Genomic DNA, 22,932 nt, shown 5'->3' on the forward strand with positions numbered 1-22,932 from the left:
TCCCGCCGTGCGGGAGCGTGAAGGGTTAAAACCAGGTTTCCATCTGGACCCCAAAGTTCCATTCCCCGCCAGCGTTAAAGCCGCTGCTGCCAAAGGCGTCATCGCTGGCGTAGTTATCCAGTTTGCTGCTCCAGTCCATCCAGGTGGCGAACAGGCGCAGTTCAGGACGGCTGAAGAAATCGCCGATCTTGCCCGCTTTTAAGGTCGGCGCGAAGGTCAGCTTGTAGAAGCTGCCGTTAACGGCGTTGCGATCTTTGTAGCCTTCCGGGTTCAAATCCATGTACTGATAGCTGCCCTCAAACGCCAGGGCGAAATTCTGCGTAACCTCTTTGATGAGCCGGGTGTTGAGCGTAACCCACTCATAGCTGTCACCTTTGACGTAGCGATCTTTACTGCTCTGCGCCAGCACCGCAGGTGCGATATGCCAGCCACCGCCGAGCGGCGTGACACCGTAACTTGCGAAGCGCCAGGTATCGGCTTCTGCCAGCAGTGCACCATCCGAGCCGATGCTTTTAACTTCCGCCCCCAGACCGTGACCGTACAGCAACGCCGTTTTCGCGGAACCCTCGCGCAGGCCGTAGAAGCTATCATTGTGCAGACCCACCAGGGCATGCACGCCGGTGTTCGCCGCATCGGTTTTAATCAGATCGCCGTTGCTGTCCTTACGCTCGTCGTTATCCTTCGCCCGCAGCCCGCTCACCATCAACTGGAATGGCCCGGCAAAGTGATTCATGCTGAGGATATAGTTCTGCACGTTGTTGTCGATCTGCTCTTCGCTGCCGAAGTTGCGGCCGTAAATCGAGAAGTTGCTGCGCAGCGTATCATTCCACTTCACGTCATACACACCGCCGCCGGTACCGGCAAGGAACACCACGTCAGAATCCAGCCAGTGAATATCAAAGTTATCGCGGTCAAAGCGTTTACCGGCCCAGAAGGTACTCCCTTTCAGCGCGCCGGTGAAATCAGGCAGATTGCCCAGCTCGGCGAAGGCCTGACGAATGTTGAGGTCGCTGGTATCGGCTGACCAGTCGTTATAGGTCTTCTGCCCGTCGGCTAACATCGCTTTAAAGCGCGTGGTCGCCCCGCTCTCCAGGGTCTGTTTGTGTTCCACATTCAGCTCAACGTAGGTATCCGCTTCGTTACCCAGACGCCCGACTGCGCCCCCGGTTTCCCCGGCAGGCGTCAGATACGGACCGCTTTTGCTGCTCGACGCCGCGTCATTCATCAGCAGGCCTGAGCGGGCATAACCGTGAAATTCAAACCCGCTGCTCTGATCGGCTTTCTTCTCCAGCACCGTGGTACGCTGGGCCACCTCCTGGGTGGTGGTCTGTGTCTGCTGCTGCGCGGCAACCAGCTGCTGCGTTTTTTGTTCTGCTGCCGTTGCGCGTTTCTCCGCATTCTGGGCGCGCATTTCCGCATCCTGAAGACGCTGTTCCAGCGCCGCCAGGCGCGATTCAATGCTTGTCATATCGGTCTGGGCAAAAACAGAGGTACTACCGGCGAGCATGCCAATCATCACGGCAAGTCTGCGTTTTTTATACATTTTGTCGCATCCCTAAAAATAGTGTTGTGATAATGCTAAATTGCTAAACCGGTTTAGGTTGCTGATACTAAACCCGTGAATTTTGGATCGGCAATACTTTTTGCTAAACCGTTTTAGTAAGTGTGATCGAGGCGACAATTCAGGCCGCCGACGGGCGGCCAGGGAGGAAGAATTACAGATTGTGGTGATACGGCAGCGCGGTCATTGCTCCTTTGGCGGTGGTGGCCAGCGCGCCACAGCGTTGGGCTATGGCGAGAACAGACGCCAGATCCTGATCAGACGAGGCCAGCCCGAACAGCAATCCGGCGACGAACGCATCGCCTGCGCCAGTGGTGTCAACGCACTCCACCGGCGTGGCCGGATAAGCGGTTATGCTTCCCTCATGCCAGGCCATCACTCCCTCTTTACCCCGCGTCACCAGCACCAGGCGGGCCGGACAATGGCGCATCAGCGTCGCCAGACCGGCTTCCACAGTCGCTTCACCGGTTAAAAACATCAGCTCTTCGACGGAGAGTTTGACCACATCCGCGCGCTGTAACGCCTGTTCGAGGCAGCACCGGAGATCCTCCTCGTTCTGCCAGAGGTCGGGGCGAATGTTGGGGTCGACGCTGACAAAACCACCGGCTTTTTTAATTGCATCCATCGCCTGAAAAGTGGCAGAGCGGCTCGGCTCCGCGCTGAGCGCAATGGAGCAGACGTGCAGCCACTCTTTGGCCCTGAAAGGCGGCAGATCGGTGGAATCGAGAAACAGATCGGCGCTCGGCCGAACCATAAACGTAAACGAGCGTTCGCCCTGTTCGTCCAGATCAACCACCACCGTTGAGGTGCGGTGAGCCGGATCGAGGCGCATCCACTGCACATCAACCTGCTCATCCGCCAGCGTTTTGTGCATAAAGCGGCCAAACGGATCGTCGCCAACCCTGCCAATAAAGGCACTTTTTCCGCCCAGTCGGGCGATGCCGACCGCCACATTTGCCGGTGCACCGCCGGGGCACTGCAGCAATTTACCTTCCCCCTCTGGCAGTAAATCCACCACCGCATCACCGAGTACCCAGATTTTATCCATGACATCCCCGTAGCTAAACTATGTTAAACCGTTTTAGCTATTTAAACACAGGCTGACCAAAGGGGAAATAATCAGGGAGGAAAAAGCGTTATCGTACCAGGTGCGGCCAGTGAATATCGCCCACCCCGTTAACCTGCGGCCGGGCAAACAGAAACCCCTGGAAACGACGAATACCGGCGGACTCCAGCCAGCACCACTCCTCCAGCTTCTCGATACCTTCCGCCACCAGCGTGATTTCCAGGTCGGTGCAGCAGCTCACTATCGATCTGACAATCGCCTGTTTCGCACCGCTGAGATGGATATTGCTGACAATTTCCCGGTCGATCTTGATTTTATCCGGCTGGAAGCGGGTAAGCAGAGAAAGCCCCGCATAGCCAGAGCCGAAATCATCAATCGCCAGGCCTATGCCTTCGCCGCGAAGCCGTTTAATAGCGCTGTTGAACTTGTTGAAACCGGAAATCATCTCATTTTCCGTCACTTCAATGACCACCTGCTCCGGCTGTAGCCCGTGCAAACTGATTTGATCCACCAGAAACTCCACTGCCCCCGGCACATTGACCAGCGACATGGGTAACAGATTCACCGCAATTTTATGGCTGCCAATCCCCAGTTTCTCTGCCAGTGCAAAGGCATACTTTTTGGTTTGCAGATCAACTTCGTAGATCTTGTCCTGATCGAGCGTTTTAAAGAAATGTTCCGGGCTGCCGCCATCGTTACTGCGAATAAGCGCTTCAAGCGAACTGATTTTCCCTTCCGAGGGTTCGACAATCGGCTGCAGTGCGAACTGGCAGATTTGGTCGGCAATAAGCCCCACGGCCTCACCAAAGGGGGCTTTCTCGCGTGAAAGCGTCCATTTTGCCGCATCCACTGGCGCCCTCGAATTGCCCGCATGCTTACCGGTAATAAAGCTCTGAATGAATTTAAACACCCGATCATCAGATGTCAGGTAGCTTTCCAGTTGGCTGTAATCCAGAACCGACTGCAGTACCTCTTTTGGCGACTGAACCTGCAGGTCGAAGAGCAGCATACCGGCATTGTTAAAACGTCTGCGGGGGCCGTAGTCCCGCATCAGCTCAACCACCCCACTGTGTCGCTGGTCATCGCGAATTTTATGGAACAGCTTGACTACGCTCTCTTCAGACCCTTCAAGAATTTGCATAACGTCGCTGCCGTTCGAGAGTAGCACACCGGTAATGTTCTGGTTGGTGTTGCGGATCCTGGCTCGTTCGACCAGCGCGCGTAGCTCTGCGGATCGGCAGGATAAATTTAACTGGCTTCGATAAATCAGCGTGGTGAGCACAGGAATGGGTTCCAGAATAAGGGAGGCGCCGGGGAAGTTACTGTTTAACATACTTCACCAGCGCTACCTAATAAATTAACGGCTTAAGGGATCACCCTTTTTCCTCCGCCCCGATGCGGTTGTCGATCCGCATCTTCATGTAGTCGTAAAACGGATTTGAGGTCACCCGCATCAGGGCATCTTTACCCACGCTCAGCACGGATGTCTCCCCCCACAATGCAATGGTGCCTAAGCTGATGCCATAGCGGTTTTTCACGGCCGGATGACGGCCATACAGATCGTCATCCGGCGGGAAAGGCACGGCGACATGCGAAAGCGAATAGACCTCCGGCGGATACTGCTGGGCCAGCGGCTCCACGGTCTCATTTGTACTGCCTGCGGGTATGTGCTTCGCAACCGTGGCGAAACGCTCCGCACTGGCGTTGGTGACAATAGTGACACTGTAACGTCTTTGCGCAGACGGCAACAGCTCAGAGAGGGCCGTCCACGACGATGGACGGAATAACGGGCGGAAACTCGCCGCCTGGTTGATATCAAACACCACCAGTTCACTGCCGTTGGCCGGGAGCTGGTCAAATAACCCCGTGACAACCGCACGGGTACTGACGGTTGAATCCATCACCGACTGAAAGGCCAGTACCGGCGGCAATCGATCCAGCGTGTGGTTTTGTGCATCGCGGCCAATCTGCTCCTGCAGCGCCTTCGTCAACAGCCACGACTGACGCGCCGCGTTGACCGGGAAAGAGTTGTATTTATACGGGTTATACTCCGGCGCGATGTTCAGCCACGCCGCTTTCGCAAACGCCGGTAACAGCGCCGGTAAGCCAGCGAATCCGGCAAAGCGGGCAAACGCCGTGACGCCGATCATCGGTGACAACAACACCAGTTGCTGAGGTTTTCGCAGCGAAGGCGATTCCAGCGCGTCCAGGGTGTATTTCATCGCCAGCGCCCCGCCGTTGGAATAGCCCACCAGATGCAAAGGAACGTTATCCCCCGCCAGACGGATGGCTTCGCGCACCGCAAGACGCGTCGCCGCCAGCCACATTTCCCAGTCAACGTTGGTCAGCGCACCTGGTGCCGTTCCGTGTCCAGGCAAACGCGGCACCACGGCCACAAAACCACGCTGCTGATAATCAACGGCAAGATGGCGAACGCTGTAGGGCGAATCGGTTAACCCATGCAGTAACACCACCGCACCACGCGGTTTCCCGGTGGGCATCAGCACAAACGAGCGATTCGCATCCGGGGCAAATTTTCCGGGCCACACCAGGCTCTGGCGGTAGTAGCGATTTAACGCGGTACGCTCCTCACCCTCCGTTTTTGCCGTGACCGCGTTATCCATGTCGGCGAAGATGGCCTTTTCCCGGTCGAGATAGTCAGCAAAGTTCGCCTTATCCAGTTCACTTACGCTCATTTCATCCGCACGCCAGGTATGCCAGAGATGCAACGCCGGCCCTTGCTGCGAGAGATACACCCTCACTGCCAGCAGCACAACCACGATAATCCCTATGACCATCGCCACTTTCTTTGCGAGAGCCATCAGGCGCACGCTGACACGCCAGGGCAGATTCGCCATGCCGGGTTCCTTCTCTTAGTCACTGTGTTTGTATCTTATCAAAAATGTGAAGGGGCTGAGGTATTCACCAAATTCATCTCTGTCGAATCCGACAATGCACCAAAAGTGAACTACGCTGCACAAATGTTGATCATTGGTTAATCAAATATTGCATGAAATTTACAGCACAGCGGCTTTTGGCCGTCATGTGAACATGGCACGCGTCATGCATTGTTAACCAGGTAACAGAATTCCGGCCATTGACAGCCGGTTAACAGCGAGGCGGTAATGACCACCAAACCCGAAATGCTGAGCCGTATCGAAGCCACCTTCAGCCAGCTGACGCCCAGCGAAAAGCGTGTGGCAAGCTGGATGCTGGCGCACGCCGCGCTGATACCGTTTGAGACGGCAGAGAGCGTGGCGCTGACTACCGGCACCAGTGGGATCACCGTCGGGCGCTTCCTGCGCAAGCTGGGGTATCGCAACCTGGACGATGCGAAAAAAAGCCTGCGCGATCCGTATCAGCCATGGGGAATGAACGAACGTCTGGACTCCTGGCAACAGCAAAGTCCGCTCTCGGATCGCCTCCAGCACTCCCTTTCGCTGGAGGTGGATGCCATTACCCATGTTTATCAGCTGGCACAGACCGATGCCTTCAGGCAGATCGTCCATCAGCTCACCCATGCTGACGCGGTGTTTGTGTTGGGGATCCAGTCAACACGCGGGATTGCCAACGCCTTCTTCAGCCACCTGGAATACCTGCGCCCGCGCGTGAGCTACTCCGAGGGGTTATCCGGCAGTTGGGTTGAATCGCTCAACTCCGGTTTTGACCACCCTTATGTGGTGCTGACCGATACCCGCGCCTATTCCGCCATTGCCCGGCAGTACTGTCGTGTCGCAAGTGAGAAAGGTATTCCGATGGCCCTGATCACCGATATCTGGTGTCCGTGGGCGCGGGATTATCCCATTGATTTATTGCAGGTTAAAACCGATACCGGCCACTTCTGGGATTCGCTGGCCCCTGTGAGCTGTCTTTTCAACCTGCTGCTGTCGGGCGTGGTCCAGGCGCTGGGTGATGCGCTTGCAGACCGTCTGACGATAAACCGTGAATTACAACAAGAGTTTGGACAATTCGAACGCTAAAGGAGCGGAGCTATGCCCGAAGAGAGTGAATTGATTGATGTCGCCAGAATGTTTCCTGAGTTGCATATCGATCTGAAATACGCCACCGCCGATAACCTGACTGGCCGTCCCATCTATCAGGAGGCGCTGTGTTTGCTGCATACCGATGCCGCCACCGCGCTGGCGAAATCGATTGGCATCGCCACGCTCGCCGGACTGAAACTGGTGGTCTACGACGCCTATCGCCCGCAGCAGGCCCAGGCGCAGCTGTGGGATGCGTGCCCGAACCCGGAATATGTGGTGGATGTGGCCATTGGCTCCAATCACAGCCGCGGTACGGCCATCGACGTCACCCTGATGGATGAACATAACAACGTGCTGGATATGGGCGCCGGGTTTGATGAGATGGATGACCGTTCTCATCCGTATCACCCCTCCGTGCCGCCGCACGCCCAGCGCAACCGCCTGCTGCTTAACGCCATCATGTTTGGCGGCGGCTTTGTGGGGATCGGCAGCGAATGGTGGCACTTCGAGCTGCCAAACGCCGCCAGTTATCCCCTTCTTGACGATCGTTTCGCCTGTTTTCCGTTGACGCACACCTCTCTTTAAACCTGGAGCACTGCCATGAAAACAACGCTTCTCAAGACGCTTATCGCCGCCACACTGGCTCTGAGCATGCCTGCTGCGCAGGCCGCCGTTCCGAAAGACATGCTGGTGATAGGTAAAGCCGCCGATCCGCAAACCCTCGATCCGGCAATCACCATCGATAACAACGACTGGACCGTCACCTATCCGTCCTATCAGCGCCTGGTGAAGTACAAGCCTGGCACCACGGAGGTCGAAGGCGATCTGTCCACGGGCTGGAAGGCATCTGAGGATCAGAAAGAGTGGACCTTCACCCTGACGGACAACGCTAAATTCTCTGACGGCACGCCCGTCACCGCCGAAGCGGTAAAACTGTCGTTTGAGCGCCTGCTGAAGCTCAGCCAGGGGCCGTCTGAAGCGTTCCCGAAAGATCTCAAAATTGACGCCGTTGATGACCACACGGTGAAATTCACCCTCAGCCAGCCGTTTGCTCCCTTCCTCTATACCCTGGCGAATGACGGTGCATCGATTATTAACCCGGCCGTACTGAAGGCCAACGCCGCCGATGATGCGCGGGCTTATCTGGCGCAGAACACCGCCGGTTCCGGGCCATTTATGCTGAAGAGCTGGCAAAAAGGTCAGCAGCTGGTGCTGGTGCCTAACCCGCACTGGGCGGGTGATAAGCCCCACTTTAAGCGCGTCTCGGTGAAAATTATCGGTGAGAGCGCGTCGCGTCGCCTGCAGCTTTCCCGTGGCGATCTGGATATTGCCGACTCCCTGCCTGTCGATCAGCTTTCGGCGCTCAAGCAGGAGGGCAACGTCGCTGTAGCCGAGTATCCGTCCCTGCGCGTGACCTATCTCTATCTCAACAACAGCAAAGCGCCGCTGAATCAGGTGGATTTGCGCCGGGCCATCTCCTGGGCGACCGATTATCAGGGGATGGTAAAAGGCATTCTCAGCGGTAACGGCAAGCAGATGCGCGGCCCGATCCCGGATGGCATGTGGGGCTTCGACGCCACCGCCATGCAGTACAGCTTTGACGAGGCCAAAGCGAAAGCGGCGCTGGAGAAAGTCAAAGATAAACCGGCCAGCCTGACGTTCCTCTACTCGGACAACGACCCGAACTGGGAGCCTATCGCCCTCTCCACTCAGGCCAGCCTGGGCAAGCTCGGCATTAACGTCAAGCTGGAAAACTGGCTAACGCTACCATGCGCGACCGCGTTGGCAAGGGCGATTATGACATTGCCATTGGCAACTGGAGCCCGGACTTTGCCGACCCGTACATGTTCATGAACTACTGGTTTGAGTCGGACAAAAAAGGTCTGCCGGGCAACCGCGCGTTCTATGAGAACAAAGAGGTCGATTCCCTGCTGCAGGCGGCGCTGAAAACCACGGACCAGGCGGAGCGCACCCGCGATTACCAGCAGGCGCAGAAGATTGTGATTGACGAAGCGGCCTACGTTTATCTGTTCCAGAAGAACTACCAGCTGGCAATGAACAAAGAGGTCAAAGGTTTCACCTTTAATCCAATGCTCGAGCAGGTGTTCAACATCGCCACCATGAGCAAGTAACGGTTTCGCCGGGGGAAAGTGTATGACGTTCTGGAGCATTGTGCGCCAGCGCTGCTGGGGGTTAATCCTGGTGGTGGCCGGTGTCTGTATCATCACCTTTATTATTTCACACCTGATCCCCGGCGATCCGGCCCGCCTGCTGGCCGGTGACCGTGCCAGCGACGAGATTGTGCAGAACATTCGCCAGCAACTGGGACTGGATCAGCCGCTCTATATCCAGTTTGGCCGCTATGTGGACGCCCTGGCGCACGGCGACTTAGGGACCTCTATCCGAACCGGGCGGCCGGTGGCGGAAGATTTAAAAGCCTTCTTCCCTGCCACGCTGGAGCTGGCGTTCTGTTCCCTGCTGCTGGCGCTGGTGATCGGCGTACCGCTGGGTATTTTATCGGCGGTCTACCGTAACCGCTGGCTGGATCATCTGGTGCGGCTGATGGCGATGACCGGGATCTCCACCCCAGCCTTCTGGCTCGGTCTGGGCGTCATCGTGTTGTTCTACGGCCATCTGCAACTTCTGCCTGGCGGCGGCAGGCTGGATGACTGGCTCGATCCCCCTGCCCACGTGACGGGCTTTTATCTGCTGGATGCCCTGCTGGAGGGTAACGGCGAGGTCTTTTTCAACGCCCTGCAACACCTGATTTTACCGTCACTGACGCTGGCGTTTGTGCACCTTGGTATCGTGGCACGTCAGGTACGGTCTGCCATGCTGGAGCAGCTCAGCGAAGATTACATCCGCACCGCCCGTGCCAGCGGCTTGCCAGGCTGGTATATCGTCCTGCGGTATGCCCTGCCGAATGCGATGATCCCGTCCATTACCGTGCTCGGGCTGGCGCTGGGCGATCTGCTTTATGGCGCGGTACTGACGGAAACCGTCTTCGCCTGGCCTGGCATGGGCGCCTGGGTGGTGACCTCCATCCAGGCGCTGGATTTCCCTGCCGTCATGGGCTTTGCCGTGGTGGTTTCGCTGGCCTATGTGGTCGTCAATCTGGTGGTTGATCTGCTCTATCTGTGGATTGACCCCCGTATCGGGCGCGGAGGTGCCGAATGATGTTGACTGAGGAAACGCCCGTCCCCGTAAACACAACGAAACCGGGCATCGACTGGGCAAAGCTGTTCTGGATGCTGCGCCAAAGCCCGCTCACGCTGATCGGCGGGGTGATTATGCTCCTGATGCTGTTGCTGATGGTAACCTCACCGTGGATCGTCCCTCATGATCCGAACGCGCTGGATCTCACCGCCCGGCTGCAGGCCCCGTCTGCGCAGCACTGGTTTGGTACCGATGAAGTCGGACGCGATCTGTTCAGCCGCGTGCTGGTCGGTAGCCAGCAATCCATTACCGCCGGGCTGGCGGTGGTGGTGATTGCCGGGAGTATCGGCTCGCTGCTGGGCTGTTTGTCCGGCGTGCTGGGCGGGCGCGGCGATGCCATCATTATGCGGGTGATGGACATTATGCTCTCCATTCCCTCCCTGGTACTGACCATGGCACTGGCGGCGGCGCTGGGGCCGAGTCTGTTTAACGCCATGCTGGCGATTGCGATTGTGCGTATCCCGTTTTACGTGCGCCTGGCGCGCGGGCAAACCCTGGTGGTGCGCCAGTTTACCTATGTGCAGGCCGCCCGCACGTTTGGCGCATCGCGCTGGCATTTGATCAGCTGGCATATCCTGCGTAACGCCCTGCCGCCGCTGATCGTGCAGGCCTCGCTGGATATCGGCAGCGCCATCCTGATGGCCGCCACGCTGGGCTTTATCGGCCTTGGGGCGCAGCAGCCCACCGCCGAATGGGGAGCGATGGTGGCCGTGGGCCGCAACTATGTGCTCGACCAGTGGTGGTACTGCGCCTTTCCCGGCGCGGCCATTCTGATCACCGCCGTCGGGTTTAATCTGTTTGGTGACGGCATTCGCGACCTGCTGGATCCGAAATCGGGAGGAAAACAGGCATGAGGGAAGCAGTATTAACCATTGAAGATTTATACCTGAGCTTCCCGATATTTCGCGGTGAAGTTCACGCCCTGAACCATGTATCGCTGGAGATCAAACGCGGCGAGATCGTTGGCGTGGTGGGCGAATCCGGCTCCGGGAAGTCGGTAACGGCGATGCTGGCCATGCGTCTGCTGCCGGAGGGCAGTTACCGGGTCCATCGCGGACAGGTAAAACTGTTGGGTGAAGATGTCCTGAATGCATCGGAGAAACAGCTCCGCCAGTGGCGCGGAGCCAGAGTGGCGATGATTTTTCAGGAGCCGATGACAGCGCTGAACCCGACGCGACGGATTGGCAAACAGATGGTGGAGGTGATCCGCCAGCATCAGCCCCTTTCACGGCGTGATGCCGGGAAAAAAGCGATCACCCTGCTGGAAGAGATGCAGATCCCGGATGCGGCGGAGGTCATGGAACGTTATCCGTTCGAGCTGTCCGGCGGCATGCGCCAGCGGGTGATGATTGCGCTGGCCTTCTCCTGCGAGCCTGAACTGATTATTGCCGATGAGCCGACCACCGCACTGGATGTCACCGTTCAGCTACAGGTGTTAAGGTTGCTGAAGCATAAAGCGCGGGCCAGCGGAACCTCGGTACTGTTTATCAGCCACGACATGGCGGTGGTTTCACAACTCTGCGACCGGATGTATGTCATGTACGCCGGGAGCGTGATTGAAAGCGGCACCACGCAAACCCTGATCCACCATCCCGTTCATCCCTATTCCATCGGCCTGCTGCAGTGTGCGCCTGAAAACGGCGAACCACGCGAGATGCTGCCTGCCATCCCCGGTACGGTGCCCAATCTTAGCCTGCTTCCGCGCGGGTGTGCTTTTCGGGAGCGCTGTTTTGCTGCGGGCGTAAAATGCACTGAAACACCGCGCTTACTGCCTCAGGGGGCCGAAGGCCAACGGGCGGCCTGCTGGTATCCGCAACAGGAGAAAACCCATGTCTGACGTACTGCTGGAACTGGATCGCGTGCACGTTAACTTTCCCGCACGCAAAAACTGGCTGGGGCGGGTCACGGAACAGGTGCACGCGCTTAACGGGCTGGATCTTCAGATCCATCGCGGCGAAACGCTGGGGATTGTTGGCGAATCCGGCTGTGGTAAAAGCACGCTGGCGCAGCTTTTAATGGGGATGCTCAAACCCAGTGCCGGCCTGTGCGAACGGACAAACCACACGGGCGGTATGCAGATGGTGTTTCAGGATCCGCTCTCGTCGCTTGACCCGCGTCTGCCGGTCTGGCGCATCATCACCGAGCCGGTGTGGGTGCAAAAACGCAGCAGCGAACGGGAACGACGCCAGCTTGCTGAAAACCTGGCACAGCAGGTGGGTATCCGTCCGGAATATCTCGACCGTCTGCCGCATGCCTTTTCCGGCGGCCAGCGTCAGCGCATTGCTATCGCCCGCGCCCTTTCCTCTAACCCGGACATCATCGTGCTGGATGAACCCACCAGCGCGCTGGATATTTCCGTACAGGCGCAGATCCTCAATTTACTGGTGAAGCTGCAGCAGGAACGCAACCTGACGTATGTGCTGATATCCCATAACGTCTCGGTTGTCAGGCACATGAGCGATCGCGTGGCGGTGATGTATCTGGGGCAGATTGTCGAACTGGGCACGGCCGCACAGGTGCTGGTTACGCCGCGTCATCCGTATACCCGGCTGCTGCTCGATTCCGTTCCCAGAACCGGTGAGCCGCTGGATGAAAACCTGGCGCTGCGTAAAACGGATCTCCCGGGTAACCGCCATCTGCCCGAGGGGTGCTATTTCCGCGACCGTTGTCCTCAGGCCACACAGGGGTGTGAACGCCCGCAGCCGCTACAGCCTTCACACGAGGGTCGTAGCGTGCGCTGCTGGCGTAATGTGGATTAATTTCCTGCCAGTGCGGCAATTTTAGCCGGCGGTATTTTTCAGGATCACGTCACTGCAACTGAAGAAGGTCTCGCGCGCGGGATCTTCATGACGTGCCCAGGCAATATAAATAATGGCTTTCTTACCGGTGGTATAACCTTCCGGTAATTTGACATCGAGTTTGTAATGTCCGGGGACGGCTTTCGTACCATCTGGAATACCCACAAATTTCACCTCAGGGGATTCCTGCAAATCCGACCATTTCAGCTTACTGGTGGCGGGGTCAAAATCGGGCTTGCTTAAATAGACTGTAAATTCACTGGGGTCGTGCATCTGGCTGGCTTTATAATCCAGCGCGACGCGACCCTCTTTCACTTCCAGTTCCGTTGTGTACCAATCCGCGCTGGGTAGATTAATACTTTTATAATTTTCTATGCCCGCTGAGCATAATTGTTCGTCAGGCACCTTTGTTTGCCATTGATCTTTAGGGGCATTTTGAGAGTACGCATTCCAGTTATTAAATAATCGCTCCCTCTCCCAGTTTTCACTGCCTGCGGCCTCGTATGCCGCCTTGCATGCAGCATTTTTTATCCCCCCGCTACCCCCGCCGTAATCTTGTTGACTGTAACAATAATACTGTCGGGAAGGCGGCATTTCTGACGTGCCGTGTCTGGGTGCGGGTACTGCATCAACCTTTTTTGCCTCTTCAGCCATGGAGAGTGAACTAAAACCAGAAAACATCATAATACAGCCAAGAGTCAGAGCTGAATATTTCATAACATTCACCTTGGAGTTCATTAATCTATTAACAACAGCAATGTCAGCATAGACGATGGAATTAAAATACAAGCGCAATAAAATGTCTGGGCACGTGTTCGACATTTCATTCAGCCATTATTGGCAGGTGAATGCACAATATATTATATAGAGACTAACATTGCAGGAGGGAATATTTCTGTCGAAATTAATAAATATAATAAAATGATAATCACGCAACGAGACAATTTTAAATAGATGAGTTATACCGAAATGCCCTATGCTAATGAAATACGGTTAATGACTTATGGGTATTAAAGGAACAGCCGGGCCTTCGCCCGGCTCATGCTCAGTTAAGTTTATAGTCCAGCGTGATTTCAGCTTTCAGTACCTGCGACACCGGGCATCCCGCTTTCGCTTTCTGGATGATGCCATCGAATTTCTGCGGGTCGATACCCGGTACGGTGACCTTGCTGTTTAGCGCAATTTTGCTGATTGCGAAGCCGCCATCGGTTTTATCCAGCGAGACATCCGCCGTGGTATCGATGGAATCGGCTGTGTAGCCCGCTTCACCAATCATCAGCGACAGCGCCATTGAGAAACAGGCGGCGTGTGCTGCGCCAATCAACTCTTCCGGGTTAGTGCCTTTAGCGCCTTCGAAGCGGGTGTTAAAGCCGTAAGGTTGTTGATTCAGGACGCCACTTTCCGTTGAAACCGTCCCTTTTCCCTTCTTGATGTCACCAGACCAGTGTGCCGAACCGTGCTTATGAATCGTCATTCTTGCTCTCCTTTTGGCTTACAAAGGGTTAAGTATAGACTATGCCTCTGGCATACCCTGGAACACAGACAATTCCGTAACCTGCACCTGCTGTACGACTAAAAAGGATAAACCTATGAGAAAAATCAGGATCGCCGTCGCGGTAACAACCCTTGCTATGTCGCTGTCTCTGCTGGCAAAAACCCCGGAAAACTTTATCTATACCAGTTCTGGCGATCTCGATGCGGCATTCCCTCTTATCGCGCGAAGCGACATCGGCGGCGTGCAGATCGTATACAACTGGCGAGCGCTGGAGCCAGCGAAAGACAGCTATGACTTCTCGCAGATAGAACAGGATCTGGCGCGCCTTAAGGCCGCCGATAAAAAACTTTTTATTCAAATTCAGGATCGCTTTTTCGACAAAGACGCCCGCTATGTTCCTGACTATCTGATGAAGGATAAGCAATACGGCGGCGGCATTGCACCGCAGTTTGATAACCCGGGTGAAGGCAAACCGGTCGGGTCGGGCTGGGTGGCTCAGCAGTGGGATCCCGCTGTGCGCCAGCGATATCAGGCACTATTGGCTGCTATTGCTAAACAGTTTGACGGCCGGGTGTATGGCGTGAACCTGCCCGAAACGGCGATTGATCCTGACGAGAAAAAACCACCAAAGGGGTTTTCATGTGATACCTATTTTGCCGGCGAAATGGAAAACCTGGCCTATGCGCGAAAAGCATTCAGGCACTCCTATGTCGTACAGTATGTGAATTTCTGGCCGTGCGAGTGGAATAATGACCACGATTACATGGGACGTCTGTTTGCGTTCGCCAGTGCCAATAACATTGGGCTTGGCGGTCCGGATATTGTTCCCAACCGCAAGGCGCATATGAAGAATGCCTACCCGTTCTTCAATCAGTACAAAGACAAGCTCTCGCTCGTTGCCATGGCCGTTCAGGAACCGACCCTGACTTATCGTAACCCGGAGACAGGAAAACCGTTCACCAAAGATGAGTTTGTTCAGTTTGCGGAGCGTTATCTCGGCGCGGATATCATCTTCTGGAGCACGGCCTCCCCGTGGCTGAAGGCAAAATAACTATCCGCCCTGCTGCGCCTCGTTCGACAGATGACGCGCAATGTGGTCAAGAAACACACGCAGTGCTGCCGGCTGATATTCCCGGGACTGATAGATGCCATGAATGGCTAACGTTCTGGGCGTCAGCCCACTCAGCACCGGGACCAGCATCCCCTGCTCAATGGCGGCATGTGCTTCCTGCTCTGGCAACATGGCAATGCCGCAATGCTTCACCGCTGCCTCCATCAACAATGACGAGATGCTGGCGCTGAGGTTGCCGCTCACGGCGACGCTGACGTTTTCCCCTTCCGGCGTCAGGAAGTGCCACGACTGACCCGCGAAAAAGCTGTAATGCAGGCAGTTGTGCTGCGCTAACTCCTCCACCTGTCCTGGCGTGCCGTGAGTGGCAAGATACTGCGGCGACGCGCACAGCACGGAACGGCAATCCCCGAGCCTGCGGGCAATCATCCCGGGCTCGGGGTTATCCGTAATGCGGATCGCCACATCAATGCGTTCCCCGACCAGACTCACCGGGTGGTTGTTCACATCCAGCTCAATGCGCAACTGCGGGTAGCGCGAAAGCAAACCGGGCAGCACCGGGGCAATCAGATGCATGGCGGTAAAATGGGCGCAGGCCACCCGTAGCGTGCCAGAAGGGAGATCTTTCTCCGACTGGCCTTCAATTTCCTGCGACAGCTGGGACAGCGTTCGCGTTTTTTGCAGCACTTTCTCTCCGGCCGCCGTCAGCGTCAGCTTGCGCGTCGAGCGGTTTACCAGCCGCGTACCGGCCCACTTCTCCATTTGCTCAAGATAGCGGCTCACCATCGGACGGGAGATCCCCAACGCCCGGGCCGCTGCACTCAGGCTTCCCAGCTCGCATATCCGGTTATAGACCTGAGCGGCAATAACGCGATCCATATAACACCCCATTTGCTCGATTTATGAAACAAAGCATGTCTTGTTTCAGGAATTCTGGCAAATGCGAATATCCGTACAATAATGACTTTCCTGAACAACAGAGACATCAGAATGAAATTCACTCACCTTGCACTGCTTTCCACGCTTATCACACCCACGGTGTTTGCTGCGCCATTAACCATTGATACCTATAACCCGCAGGACAAAGGGATGTTTGCGGTCTCCTCCACGCTGGTCTCTGGTCCAAAAGAGGCCGTGCTGTTTGACGCCCAGTTCAGCGTCAAAGATGGCGAAGCGCTGGTCGACAAAATTCGCAAAAGCGGGAAAACCCTGAACAAAATCGTCATTACCTCTGGCGATCCGGATTTCTATTTTGGTCTGCAACCGCTGGTGAAAGCCTTCCCGAATGCCAAAGTGGTGGCCACACAGCAGGTGGTTGATCATATCAAGGCCACCAAAGACGCCAAGCTTGCCTTCTGGGGCCCGCAGATGAAAGACGGGGCACCAACCGAGCTTGTTGTCCCGCAGGTACTGGCATCCACGACCTTTATGGTGGACGGCGAGAAGATTGATATCGAGCAGCCAGAAAGCTACGCCGCCTATGTCTGGATCCCGTCGGCGAAAACCATCCTCGGTGGAACCGGCGTCGCCTGGGGTATTCACGTCTGGACGGCAGACACCCAGACACCAGCCAGCCGCAAGCAGTGGCAACAGACGCTGGAAAGCATGGCGGCACATAAGCCTGAACGCGTGATCCCGGGTCACTATCTGGGAACACCGCCGGCAGGGAACGGTGCTATCGACTTTACCCGTGATTATCTCCAGCGCTTCGAACAGGCGTTGTCAGAACATAAAACATCGACAGGCGTGATCAGCGCCATGAAAAAACAGTATCCGGGTCTGGCTGAAGAGAGCTCACTGGAATTAAGCGCCAAAGTGAATACCGGCGAAATGAAGTGGTAATGTAAAATCTGCTCCTGCTATATTTCGGTGATAGCAGGAGCACCTGCAAAATAACCTCGCGGTAAACCCTCAATATATCCCCCCATTCTAAAAGCGCATAAAAGCATGCACTTATGTCATTTTTATTTCTAAGATGAATCTTAGACACAGCGGCCAAAATATTTGCCATTCTGTTTGTGAATTAAATTTTTTGCGAGCCGTACCATTAAACAGACAACGACACGGAGGCAGCATGTTTACTTATTACCCGGCCAATACTGCAGCAGCACAACCTGAACTCGTTAACGCGATTGCACAGGGTCTTCACGCCGAGCATGGTGCTGTGACTGAAGATGACATTTTGATGGAACTGACCAGGTGGGTGGAATCCACGGACAATGACATCCTCAGTGACATCTACCAGCAGACCATTAACTACGTCGTCAGCGGGCAAAACGCACCTTTGTAAAAACCTGCTAAGCTGGATCTGCAACCTAAGGGGTTACATTTCGTTTGCGTAAGCGAACTGGTCCTTAAAACTATCAACAGGATTGAGGAGTTAACATGAAATCGAACCGTCAGGCACGCCATATACTGGGACTGAACTACAAGCTTTCTAACCAACGTAAAGTGGTGATTGAAGGCGACAGTGAAACACAGGTCACTCACGCCACCGGCAGAAAACGCCACGCGGGCAAGTAAGTCCCGGAGAGAGATCCCTCAACACCATCGGCAAAACCGATGGTGTTTTTGTTTATGTGTTGCGGTAATTAATATTTAGCTCCTTTATAATACCGCCTGACCGCACCCCATCGCACAGGCCAGAAAGATGACAAACAGCAGTGTCAGGGACGGATCTTCAAAAAAAGAGTGAGTGACATGGACAACAAACTGAAAAAACATCGTTCCCTATATATCCCTTATGCCGGCCCGGTATTACTCGAATTCCCCCTGCTCAACAAAGGCAGCGCCTTCAGCATGGAAGAGCGCAGCAGCTTTAACCTGCTGGGTTTACTGCCAGAAGTGGTGGAAACCATTGAAGAACAGGCAGAGCGCGCGTGGATCCAGTATCAGGGTTTCAAAACCGAAATCGACAAACACATCTACCTGCGTAACATTCAGGACACCAACGAAACCCTATTCTATCGGCTGGTACAAAACCATCTCGAAGAGATGATGCCGGTGATCTACACCCCAACGGTGGGTGCCGCCTGTGAACGTTTCTCAGAGATCTACCGTCGCTCCCGTGGCGTCTTTATCTCTTATCAGAACCGTCACAACATGGACGATATTCTGCAGAACGTGCCGAACCACAATATCAAAGTGATCGTGGTGACTGACGGCGAGCGTATTCTGGGCCTTGGTGACCAGGGTATTGGCGGCATGGGGATCCCAATCGGTAAGCTCTCTCTGTATACCGCCTGCGGCGGCATCAGCCCGGCGTATACCCTGCCGGTGGTGCTGGATGTGGGCACCAACAACCAGCAGTTGCTTAACGATCCGCTGTATATGGGCTGGCGTCATCCGCGTATTACTGACGACGAGTACTATCAGTTTGTCGATGATTTCATCCAGGCGGTAAAGCACCGCTGGCCGGACGTGCTGCTTCAATTTGAAGATTTCGCGCAGAAGAACGCGATGCCGTTGCTGAACCGCTATCGCGATGAGATCTGCTCCTTTAACGACGACATTCAGGGCACCGCCGCGGTCACCGTCGGCACGTTGATCGCCGCCAGCCGTGCGGCAGGCAGCCAGCTGAGCTACCAGAAAATCGTCTTCCTCGGTGCAGGCTCTGCGGGCTGTGGTATCGCCGAGCAGATTATCGCCCAGACGCAGCGTGAAGGGCTAAGCGAAGAGCTGGCGCGCTCCCGCGTGTTCATGGTCGACCGTTTCGGCCTGCTGACCGACGGCATGCCAAACCTGCTGCCGTTCCAGACCAAACTGGTGCAAAAACGTGAGAACCTGAAGAACTGGGACACCGACAACGAAGTGCTCTCTCTGCTGGACGTGGTGCGCAACGTGAAGCCGGATATCCTGATTGGCGTCTCCGGTCAGACGGGGCTGTTCACCGAAGAGATCATTCGTGAGATGCACAAGCACTGCGAACGCCCTATCGTGATGCCGCTCTCCAACCCGACCTCGCGGGTAGAAGCAACGCCGCAGGACATCATTGCCTGGACCGAAGGGAACGCGCTGGTCGCAACCGGCAGCCCGTTCGATCCGGTGGTGTGGAAAGATAAAACCTATCCTATTGCCCAGTGCAACAACTCCTATATCTTCCCGGGTATTGGTCTGGGTGTGATCGCCTCCGGCGCGTCGCGCATTACCGATGAAATGCTGATGTCGGCAAGCGAAACTCTGGCGGGCCACTCGCCGCTGGTGAACGATGGCGAAGGACTGGTGCTGCCAGAGCTGAAAGACATTCACAAGGTGTCGCGTGCTATCGCGTTCGCGGTCGGGAAAATGGCGCAGCAGCAGGGTGTGGCGGTGAAAACCTCTGCCGACGCGCTGCAGCAGGCCATCGACGACAACTTCTGGATGCCGGAATACCGCAGCTATCGTCGTACCTCGATCTAACACTGTGTTCCGACCGTTCCCTCTCCCACCGGGAGAGGGAATTACATTCGTCCCCCCCACTAGCCAAACCGCCTTTCCCCCGCTACACTCCTTTCATCCATTAACCCACTGAATATATAAGGAGGCCAATTATGCTGTACTGTGAAATTTTCAATGTTTCACATACATTTGGTGATCGCACCAGCTCAAGCGTTATCGGTATCGTGCTGCGATAACTTCTGCTTGAGCGAAGACACCAACCCCTGAAATCCCTTCTCTCGGGCTTACTGAGTTATCGTCAGCGATGTTTGACGAGGCATAAACATGCCTGTAACTCTTGGGTAAGCAACAATGAGCACTTTACTCACTGCACAATCTTTACGTGTTGATACGGCGTTTGGCACGCTCTTCGACTCCCTCTCCTTTACGCTGAAAAAAGGCGACCGCATTGGCCTGCTGGGCGACAACGGCTGCGGCAAAAGTACGCTTCTGAAGGTGCTGGACGGCACAGATTCCCCGGCTGCCGGAACGGTCGCGCTAGCCGGACACTGTCTGATGGCGCGCGTTGAGCAACATCTGCCAGAAGCCATTTATCCCCTGACCATGCTGGATGCCGTGCTGGCGCAACTGCCCACGACTGAGCGCGAGAGCCTGCGCTGGAAAGCAGAAACGCTGCTGGCGGGTATGGGCTTTACGCCGCAGGACATGGCCTTAACGTCGGCGACGCTGAGCGGCGGGCAACACACGCGTCTCCTGCTCGCGCGGGCGTTGATCGGCGATCCGGATCTGTTACTACTGGACGAGCCGAGCAACCACCTCGATTTGCCTACCATGCTCTGGCTGGAGCAGTTTTTACAAAACTGGTCCGGCAGCTTTGTACTGGTCTCGCACGACAGGCAGTTGCTGGATGCCGTCACCAACGGTAGCTGGATCCTGCGCGATAAAATGTTGCACTACTTCGCCCTTCCCTGCACCGCCGCACGCCAGGCGCTGGTGGCGAAAGACGAAAGCGATGCGCTGCGGCATAAGGCGGAGCAAAGGGAAATCGACCGCGTAACCGCCAGTGCCAGACGGCTGGCCACCTGGGGTAAGGTCTACGATAACGAAGATCTGTCGCGCAAAGCCAAACAGATGGAAAAACAGGTCGAGCGGCTAAAGGAGAGCCAGACAGAGCTGACAGCAGGCAGTCCATGGACGTTAACCCTGCGCGGTGATGCCCTGCGGGCTGACCGACTGCTGGAGATGGAAAACCTCGGCGTACCGCCTGCACCTGGGTTGCCAGACCTGTTTAACGTCGACATTGCGCGGCTTAAAAGCGGCGATCGGGTGGCTATCGTCGGGCGTAACGGCTGCGGCAAATCATCGCTGATGAAGCTTATCTGGCGTCATTATGCGCATGAGCAGGCAAACGCGGGCCTGAAACTTCATCCCCGCGTGTCGCCAGGCTATTACGACCAGACGCTGAATCAGCTTCCGGATGAGGCAACGATCTTCGACGCGCTGGAGCCTTTTGCGCCAGCGCCACAGGATCGCAAAATGGCGCTCATCAGTGCCGGGTTCCCGTGGGCGCGTCACGGGCAACAGGTCAGCACCCTCAGCGGCGGGGAGCGTTCGCGCCTGCTGTTCATCGGCCTGACGCTTGCCCGATATAGCCTGCTGATGCTGGATGAGCCTACCAACCATCTGGACATGGAAGGTAAAGAGGCGCTGGCCGCTACCCTGCAACAGTTTGAAGGCGGCGTGCTGCTGGTAAGTCATGACCGACAGCTGATTGCCCAAAGCTGTAACCGCTTCTGGCTGATTGAGGACGGTACGCTGAGCGAATGGCATGACGCCGAAGCGGTATTCGAGCGGTTGCGTGAAAGCGCAGGCCTGGCGACCCCGTCGGCTACGCCAGCGGTTGCGGACGTTAAGGCGTTCGCCTCAGACGATCTGCTTGAAAGACTGATCGCGCTGGAAACGCTGCTGGCGGAAGACCTGGCGCGTAAGCCAAAACATCAGAAACCGCAGCTGCAGGCGCAATGGCGTAAAGAGATTGAGGTGATAGAAGCAAAACTGTAAGTCTGTGCCCGGCGAAGACCTCGCCGGGCCAGTCAATTCCCCCCCTAATTATTAGAGGATCGCTGTATTCTTAATCTGAAATCGCATCAATTGGTGACATTATGTTGCCGCCGCCTTGCATAACTCCTCTAAACTATTAATCCTTAAGTAGTATTCCCCTGCGATACACATACCCATCAAAAACAAGGAGAAACCTATGAAGGCTGCTGTTGTTACACAGGATCATCAGGTCAATGTTACCGAAAAAACCCTACGCCCACTGAAGCACGGCGAAGCCCTGCTTAAAATGGAGTGCTGTGGCGTTTGCCATACCGACCTCCACGTCAAAAATGGCGATTTCGGTGATAAAACCGGTGTGATCCTGGGCCACGAAGGGATTGGGATCGTGAAAGAAGTTGGGCCTGGCGTGACGTCGCTGAACGTCGGCGACCGCGCAAGCGTCGCGTGGTTCTTTGAGGGCTGCGGCCACTGTGAATACTGTAATACCGGCAACGAAACCCTGTGCCGTGATGTGAAAAACGCCGGCTATTCCGTTGACGGCGGCATGGCGGAAGAGTGCATCGTCACTGCGGATTACGCGGTGAAAGTGCCGGACGGTCTGGATTCGGCTGCGGCCAGCAGCATCACCTGCGCCGGCGTGACTACCTACAAAGCGGTGAAAGTGTCTGGAATCAAACCGGGCCAGTGGATTGCAATTTATGGTCTGGGTGGGCTGGGCAACCTCGCGCTGCAGTACGCCAAAAACGTCTTTAACGCCAAAGTCATCGCCCTTGACGTTAACGACGAACAGCTGAAGCTGGCCGCAAGCATGGGGGCAGATTTGACCATCAACTCCCGCAGCGAAGATGCCGCGAAAATTGTGCAAGAGAAAACGGGCGGCGCACATGCCGCAGTCGTTACTGCCGTCGCAAAAGCCGCATTCAACTCAGCCGTTGATGCCGTACGTGCCGGTGGCCGCGTGGTCGCGGTTGGCCTGCCGCCGGAAGCCATGAGCCTCGACATTCCGCGTCTGGTGCTGGACGGCATTCAGGTGGTCGGTTCGCTGGTTGGGACCCGTCAGGATCTGCAGGAAGCGTTCCAGTTTGCAGCCGAAGGCAAAGTGGTGCCAAAAGTGACGATGCGCCCGCTGGAAGATATCAATGCCATCTTCAAAGAGATGGAACAGGGCCAGATCCGCGGCCGTATGGTGATTGATTTACGCTCGTAACGGTCCGTTCCCGCTAACCGCTCCGTTTATGGGGCGGTTTTTTTATTGCCACTTTCCGGCAATCCTTATCTTAATTCCTTTGTTCCCTTGTTTTCCTGT

Annotated in this window: 20 protein-coding genes and 1 pseudogene; 14 read left to right on the forward strand and 7 right to left on the reverse strand. The window is 55.9% G+C overall.

What is annotated here, in order from left to right:
* Positions 1-25: 25 nt before the first annotated feature.
* The 4 genes from ACTJJI_RS21570 to ACTJJI_RS21585 form a co-directional block, all read right to left on the reverse strand.
* Complete coding sequence (locus tag ACTJJI_RS21570; RefSeq protein ID WP_046889641.1) at positions 26-1,543, reverse strand: carbohydrate porin; 1,518 nt, start codon at positions 1,541-1,543, stop codon at positions 26-28.
* 172 nt (positions 1,544-1,715) lie between these two features.
* Positions 1,716-2,609: an aminoimidazole riboside kinase gene (locus ACTJJI_RS21575; protein WP_440655528.1), complete on the reverse strand. Its 894-nt coding sequence runs from the start codon at positions 2,607-2,609 to the stop codon at positions 1,716-1,718.
* A gap of 88 nt (positions 2,610-2,697) precedes the next feature.
* Complete coding sequence (locus ACTJJI_RS21580) at positions 2,698-3,909, reverse strand: diguanylate phosphodiesterase (protein ID WP_248059931.1); 1,212 nt, start codon at positions 3,907-3,909, stop codon at positions 2,698-2,700.
* 91 nt (positions 3,910-4,000) lie between these two features.
* A complete protein-coding gene (locus ACTJJI_RS21585; protein WP_262787968.1) occupies positions 4,001-5,485 on the reverse strand; it encodes an alpha/beta hydrolase in 1,485 nt (494 codons plus the stop codon).
* Positions 5,486-5,752: 267 nt separating this feature from the next.
* On the opposite strand from ACTJJI_RS21585, the gene ACTJJI_RS21590 reads away from it, so the two are divergent.
* The 7 genes and pseudogenes from ACTJJI_RS21590 to ACTJJI_RS21620 all read left to right on the forward strand — a co-directional run bounded on the left by ACTJJI_RS21590 (position 5,753) and on the right by ACTJJI_RS21620 (position 12,585).
* Positions 5,753-6,607 carry a MurR/RpiR family transcriptional regulator gene (locus ACTJJI_RS21590; RefSeq protein ID WP_014831997.1) on the forward strand — a complete coding sequence of 285 codons (855 nt, stop codon included), beginning with the start codon at positions 5,753-5,755 and terminating at the stop codon, positions 6,605-6,607.
* A gap of 12 nt (positions 6,608-6,619) precedes the next feature.
* Positions 6,620-7,195, forward strand: coding sequence for a D-alanyl-D-alanine dipeptidase (gene ddpX / locus ACTJJI_RS21595; RefSeq protein WP_014831998.1), 576 nt, complete (start codon positions 6,620-6,622; stop codon positions 7,193-7,195).
* A gap of 15 nt (positions 7,196-7,210) precedes the next feature.
* Positions 7,211-8,742 (forward strand): annotated as a pseudogene (locus tag ACTJJI_RS21600) (ABC transporter substrate-binding protein).
* Positions 8,743-8,764: 22 nt separating this feature from the next.
* Positions 8,765-9,787 (forward strand): ABC transporter permease, encoded by a 1,023-nt coding sequence (locus ACTJJI_RS21605; protein ID WP_013096543.1) that lies wholly within the window; start codon positions 8,765-8,767, stop codon positions 9,785-9,787.
* Positions 9,784-10,680, forward strand: a complete 897-nt coding sequence (gene ddpC / locus ACTJJI_RS21610; RefSeq protein ID WP_050860651.1) for a D,D-dipeptide ABC transporter permease — start codon at positions 9,784-9,786, stop codon at positions 10,678-10,680. Before ACTJJI_RS21605 ends, ddpC begins: the two co-directional genes overlap by 4 nt.
* The gene (locus tag ACTJJI_RS21615) at positions 10,677-11,663 is read left to right on the forward strand and encodes an ABC transporter ATP-binding protein (protein ID WP_194516161.1); all 987 of its coding nucleotides are present in this window, start codon (positions 10,677-10,679) and stop codon (positions 11,661-11,663) included. Before ddpC ends, ACTJJI_RS21615 begins: the two co-directional genes overlap by 4 nt.
* Complete coding sequence (locus tag ACTJJI_RS21620; RefSeq protein WP_194516162.1) at positions 11,656-12,585, forward strand: ABC transporter ATP-binding protein; 930 nt, start codon at positions 11,656-11,658, stop codon at positions 12,583-12,585. The genes ACTJJI_RS21615 and ACTJJI_RS21620 overlap by 8 nt, the downstream gene beginning before the upstream one ends.
* Before the next feature lie 21 nt (positions 12,586-12,606).
* Here ACTJJI_RS21620 and ACTJJI_RS21625 read toward each other — a convergent pair whose 3' ends face one another.
* Both ACTJJI_RS21625 and ACTJJI_RS21630 read right to left on the reverse strand, forming a co-directional pair.
* Positions 12,607-13,341, reverse strand: coding sequence for a lytic polysaccharide monooxygenase auxiliary activity family 9 protein (locus ACTJJI_RS21625; RefSeq protein WP_072057284.1), 735 nt, complete (start codon positions 13,339-13,341; stop codon positions 12,607-12,609).
* A gap of 328 nt (positions 13,342-13,669) precedes the next feature.
* On the reverse strand, positions 13,670-14,098 hold the full coding sequence (locus tag ACTJJI_RS21630; protein ID WP_014832005.1) for an OsmC family protein: 429 nt from the start codon (positions 14,096-14,098) through the stop codon (positions 13,670-13,672).
* Between the two features lie 115 nt (positions 14,099-14,213).
* Between ACTJJI_RS21630 and ACTJJI_RS21635 the strand changes: the two genes are divergently transcribed.
* Positions 14,214-15,170: a hypothetical protein gene (locus tag ACTJJI_RS21635; RefSeq protein ID WP_014832006.1), complete on the forward strand. Its 957-nt coding sequence runs from the start codon at positions 14,214-14,216 to the stop codon at positions 15,168-15,170.
* On the opposite strand, the gene ACTJJI_RS21640 is transcribed toward ACTJJI_RS21635, so the two are convergent.
* Positions 15,171-16,067, reverse strand: coding sequence for a LysR family transcriptional regulator (locus ACTJJI_RS21640; RefSeq protein ID WP_014832007.1), 897 nt, complete (start codon positions 16,065-16,067; stop codon positions 15,171-15,173). It abuts the gene before it with no gap.
* 111 nt (positions 16,068-16,178) lie between these two features.
* Between ACTJJI_RS21640 and ACTJJI_RS21645 the strand changes: the two genes are divergently transcribed.
* The 6 genes from ACTJJI_RS21645 to adhP all read left to right on the forward strand — a co-directional run bounded on the left by ACTJJI_RS21645 (position 16,179) and on the right by adhP (position 22,833).
* Positions 16,179-17,030 carry a Vmh family MBL fold metallo-hydrolase gene (locus ACTJJI_RS21645; protein WP_096927958.1) on the forward strand — a complete coding sequence of 284 codons (852 nt, stop codon included), beginning with the start codon at positions 16,179-16,181 and terminating at the stop codon, positions 17,028-17,030.
* Between the two features lie 232 nt (positions 17,031-17,262).
* A complete protein-coding gene (gene bdm / locus ACTJJI_RS21650; RefSeq protein ID WP_008501713.1) occupies positions 17,263-17,478 on the forward strand; it encodes a biofilm-dependent modulation protein in 216 nt (71 codons plus the stop codon).
* A 95-nt stretch (positions 17,479-17,573) separates the two neighbouring features.
* Complete coding sequence (sra, locus tag ACTJJI_RS21655) at positions 17,574-17,711, forward strand: stationary-phase-induced ribosome-associated protein (protein ID WP_013096533.1); 138 nt, start codon at positions 17,574-17,576, stop codon at positions 17,709-17,711.
* A gap of 177 nt (positions 17,712-17,888) precedes the next feature.
* Positions 17,889-19,586 (forward strand): NAD-dependent malic enzyme, encoded by a 1,698-nt coding sequence (locus ACTJJI_RS21660; protein ID WP_013096532.1) that lies wholly within the window; start codon positions 17,889-17,891, stop codon positions 19,584-19,586.
* A gap of 330 nt (positions 19,587-19,916) precedes the next feature.
* A complete protein-coding gene (locus ACTJJI_RS21665) occupies positions 19,917-21,626 on the forward strand; it encodes an ABC-F family ATP-binding cassette domain-containing protein (RefSeq protein WP_440655529.1) in 1,710 nt (569 codons plus the stop codon).
* 196 nt (positions 21,627-21,822) lie between these two features.
* Positions 21,823-22,833, forward strand: coding sequence for an alcohol dehydrogenase AdhP (gene adhP / locus ACTJJI_RS21670; protein WP_440655530.1), 1,011 nt, complete (start codon positions 21,823-21,825; stop codon positions 22,831-22,833).
* The last annotated feature ends 99 nt before the right edge of the window (positions 22,834-22,932 follow it).

This window comes from Enterobacter sp. 22466 (genome assembly GCF_052044775.1).
GTDB classification, from domain to species: Bacteria; Pseudomonadota; Gammaproteobacteria; order Enterobacterales; family Enterobacteriaceae; genus Enterobacter; species Enterobacter dissolvens.

What these genes read in the sequence shown, in the direction of transcription:
- ACTJJI_RS21570 (WP_046889641.1), bottom strand. Translation starts at nt 1,543, where the DNA reads ATGTATAAAAAACGCAGACTTGCCGTGATGATTGGCATGCTCGCCGGT.
- ACTJJI_RS21575 (WP_440655528.1), bottom strand. Translation starts at nt 2,609, where the DNA reads ATGGATAAAATCTGGGTACTCGGTGATGCGGTGGTGGATTTACTGCCA.
- ACTJJI_RS21585 (WP_262787968.1), bottom strand. Translation starts at nt 5,485, where the DNA reads ATGGCGAATCTGCCCTGGCGTGTCAGCGTGCGCCTGATGGCTCTCGCA.
- ACTJJI_RS21590 (WP_014831997.1), top strand. Translation starts at nt 5,753, where the DNA reads ATGACCACCAAACCCGAAATGCTGAGCCGTATCGAAGCCACCTTCAGC.
- ddpX (WP_014831998.1), top strand. Translation starts at nt 6,620, where the DNA reads ATGCCCGAAGAGAGTGAATTGATTGATGTCGCCAGAATGTTTCCTGAG.
- ACTJJI_RS21605 (WP_013096543.1), top strand. Translation starts at nt 8,765, where the DNA reads ATGACGTTCTGGAGCATTGTGCGCCAGCGCTGCTGGGGGTTAATCCTG.
- ddpC (WP_050860651.1), top strand. Translation starts at nt 9,784, where the DNA reads ATGATGTTGACTGAGGAAACGCCCGTCCCCGTAAACACAACGAAACCG.
- ACTJJI_RS21615 (WP_194516161.1), top strand. Translation starts at nt 10,677, where the DNA reads ATGAGGGAAGCAGTATTAACCATTGAAGATTTATACCTGAGCTTCCCG.
- ACTJJI_RS21620 (WP_194516162.1), top strand. Translation starts at nt 11,656, where the DNA reads ATGTCTGACGTACTGCTGGAACTGGATCGCGTGCACGTTAACTTTCCC.
- ACTJJI_RS21625 (WP_072057284.1), bottom strand. Translation starts at nt 13,341, where the DNA reads ATGAAATATTCAGCTCTGACTCTTGGCTGTATTATGATGTTTTCTGGT.
- ACTJJI_RS21630 (WP_014832005.1), bottom strand. Translation starts at nt 14,098, where the DNA reads ATGACGATTCATAAGCACGGTTCGGCACACTGGTCTGGTGACATCAAG.
- ACTJJI_RS21635 (WP_014832006.1), top strand. Translation starts at nt 14,214, where the DNA reads ATGAGAAAAATCAGGATCGCCGTCGCGGTAACAACCCTTGCTATGTCG.
- ACTJJI_RS21640 (WP_014832007.1), bottom strand. Translation starts at nt 16,067, where the DNA reads ATGGATCGCGTTATTGCCGCTCAGGTCTATAACCGGATATGCGAGCTG.
- ACTJJI_RS21645 (WP_096927958.1), top strand. Translation starts at nt 16,179, where the DNA reads ATGAAATTCACTCACCTTGCACTGCTTTCCACGCTTATCACACCCACG.
- bdm (WP_008501713.1), top strand. Translation starts at nt 17,263, where the DNA reads ATGTTTACTTATTACCCGGCCAATACTGCAGCAGCACAACCTGAACTC.
- sra (WP_013096533.1), top strand. Translation starts at nt 17,574, where the DNA reads ATGAAATCGAACCGTCAGGCACGCCATATACTGGGACTGAACTACAAG.
- ACTJJI_RS21660 (WP_013096532.1), top strand. Translation starts at nt 17,889, where the DNA reads ATGGACAACAAACTGAAAAAACATCGTTCCCTATATATCCCTTATGCC.
- ACTJJI_RS21665 (WP_440655529.1), top strand. Translation starts at nt 19,917, where the DNA reads ATGAGCACTTTACTCACTGCACAATCTTTACGTGTTGATACGGCGTTT.
- adhP (WP_440655530.1), top strand. Translation starts at nt 21,823, where the DNA reads ATGAAGGCTGCTGTTGTTACACAGGATCATCAGGTCAATGTTACCGAA.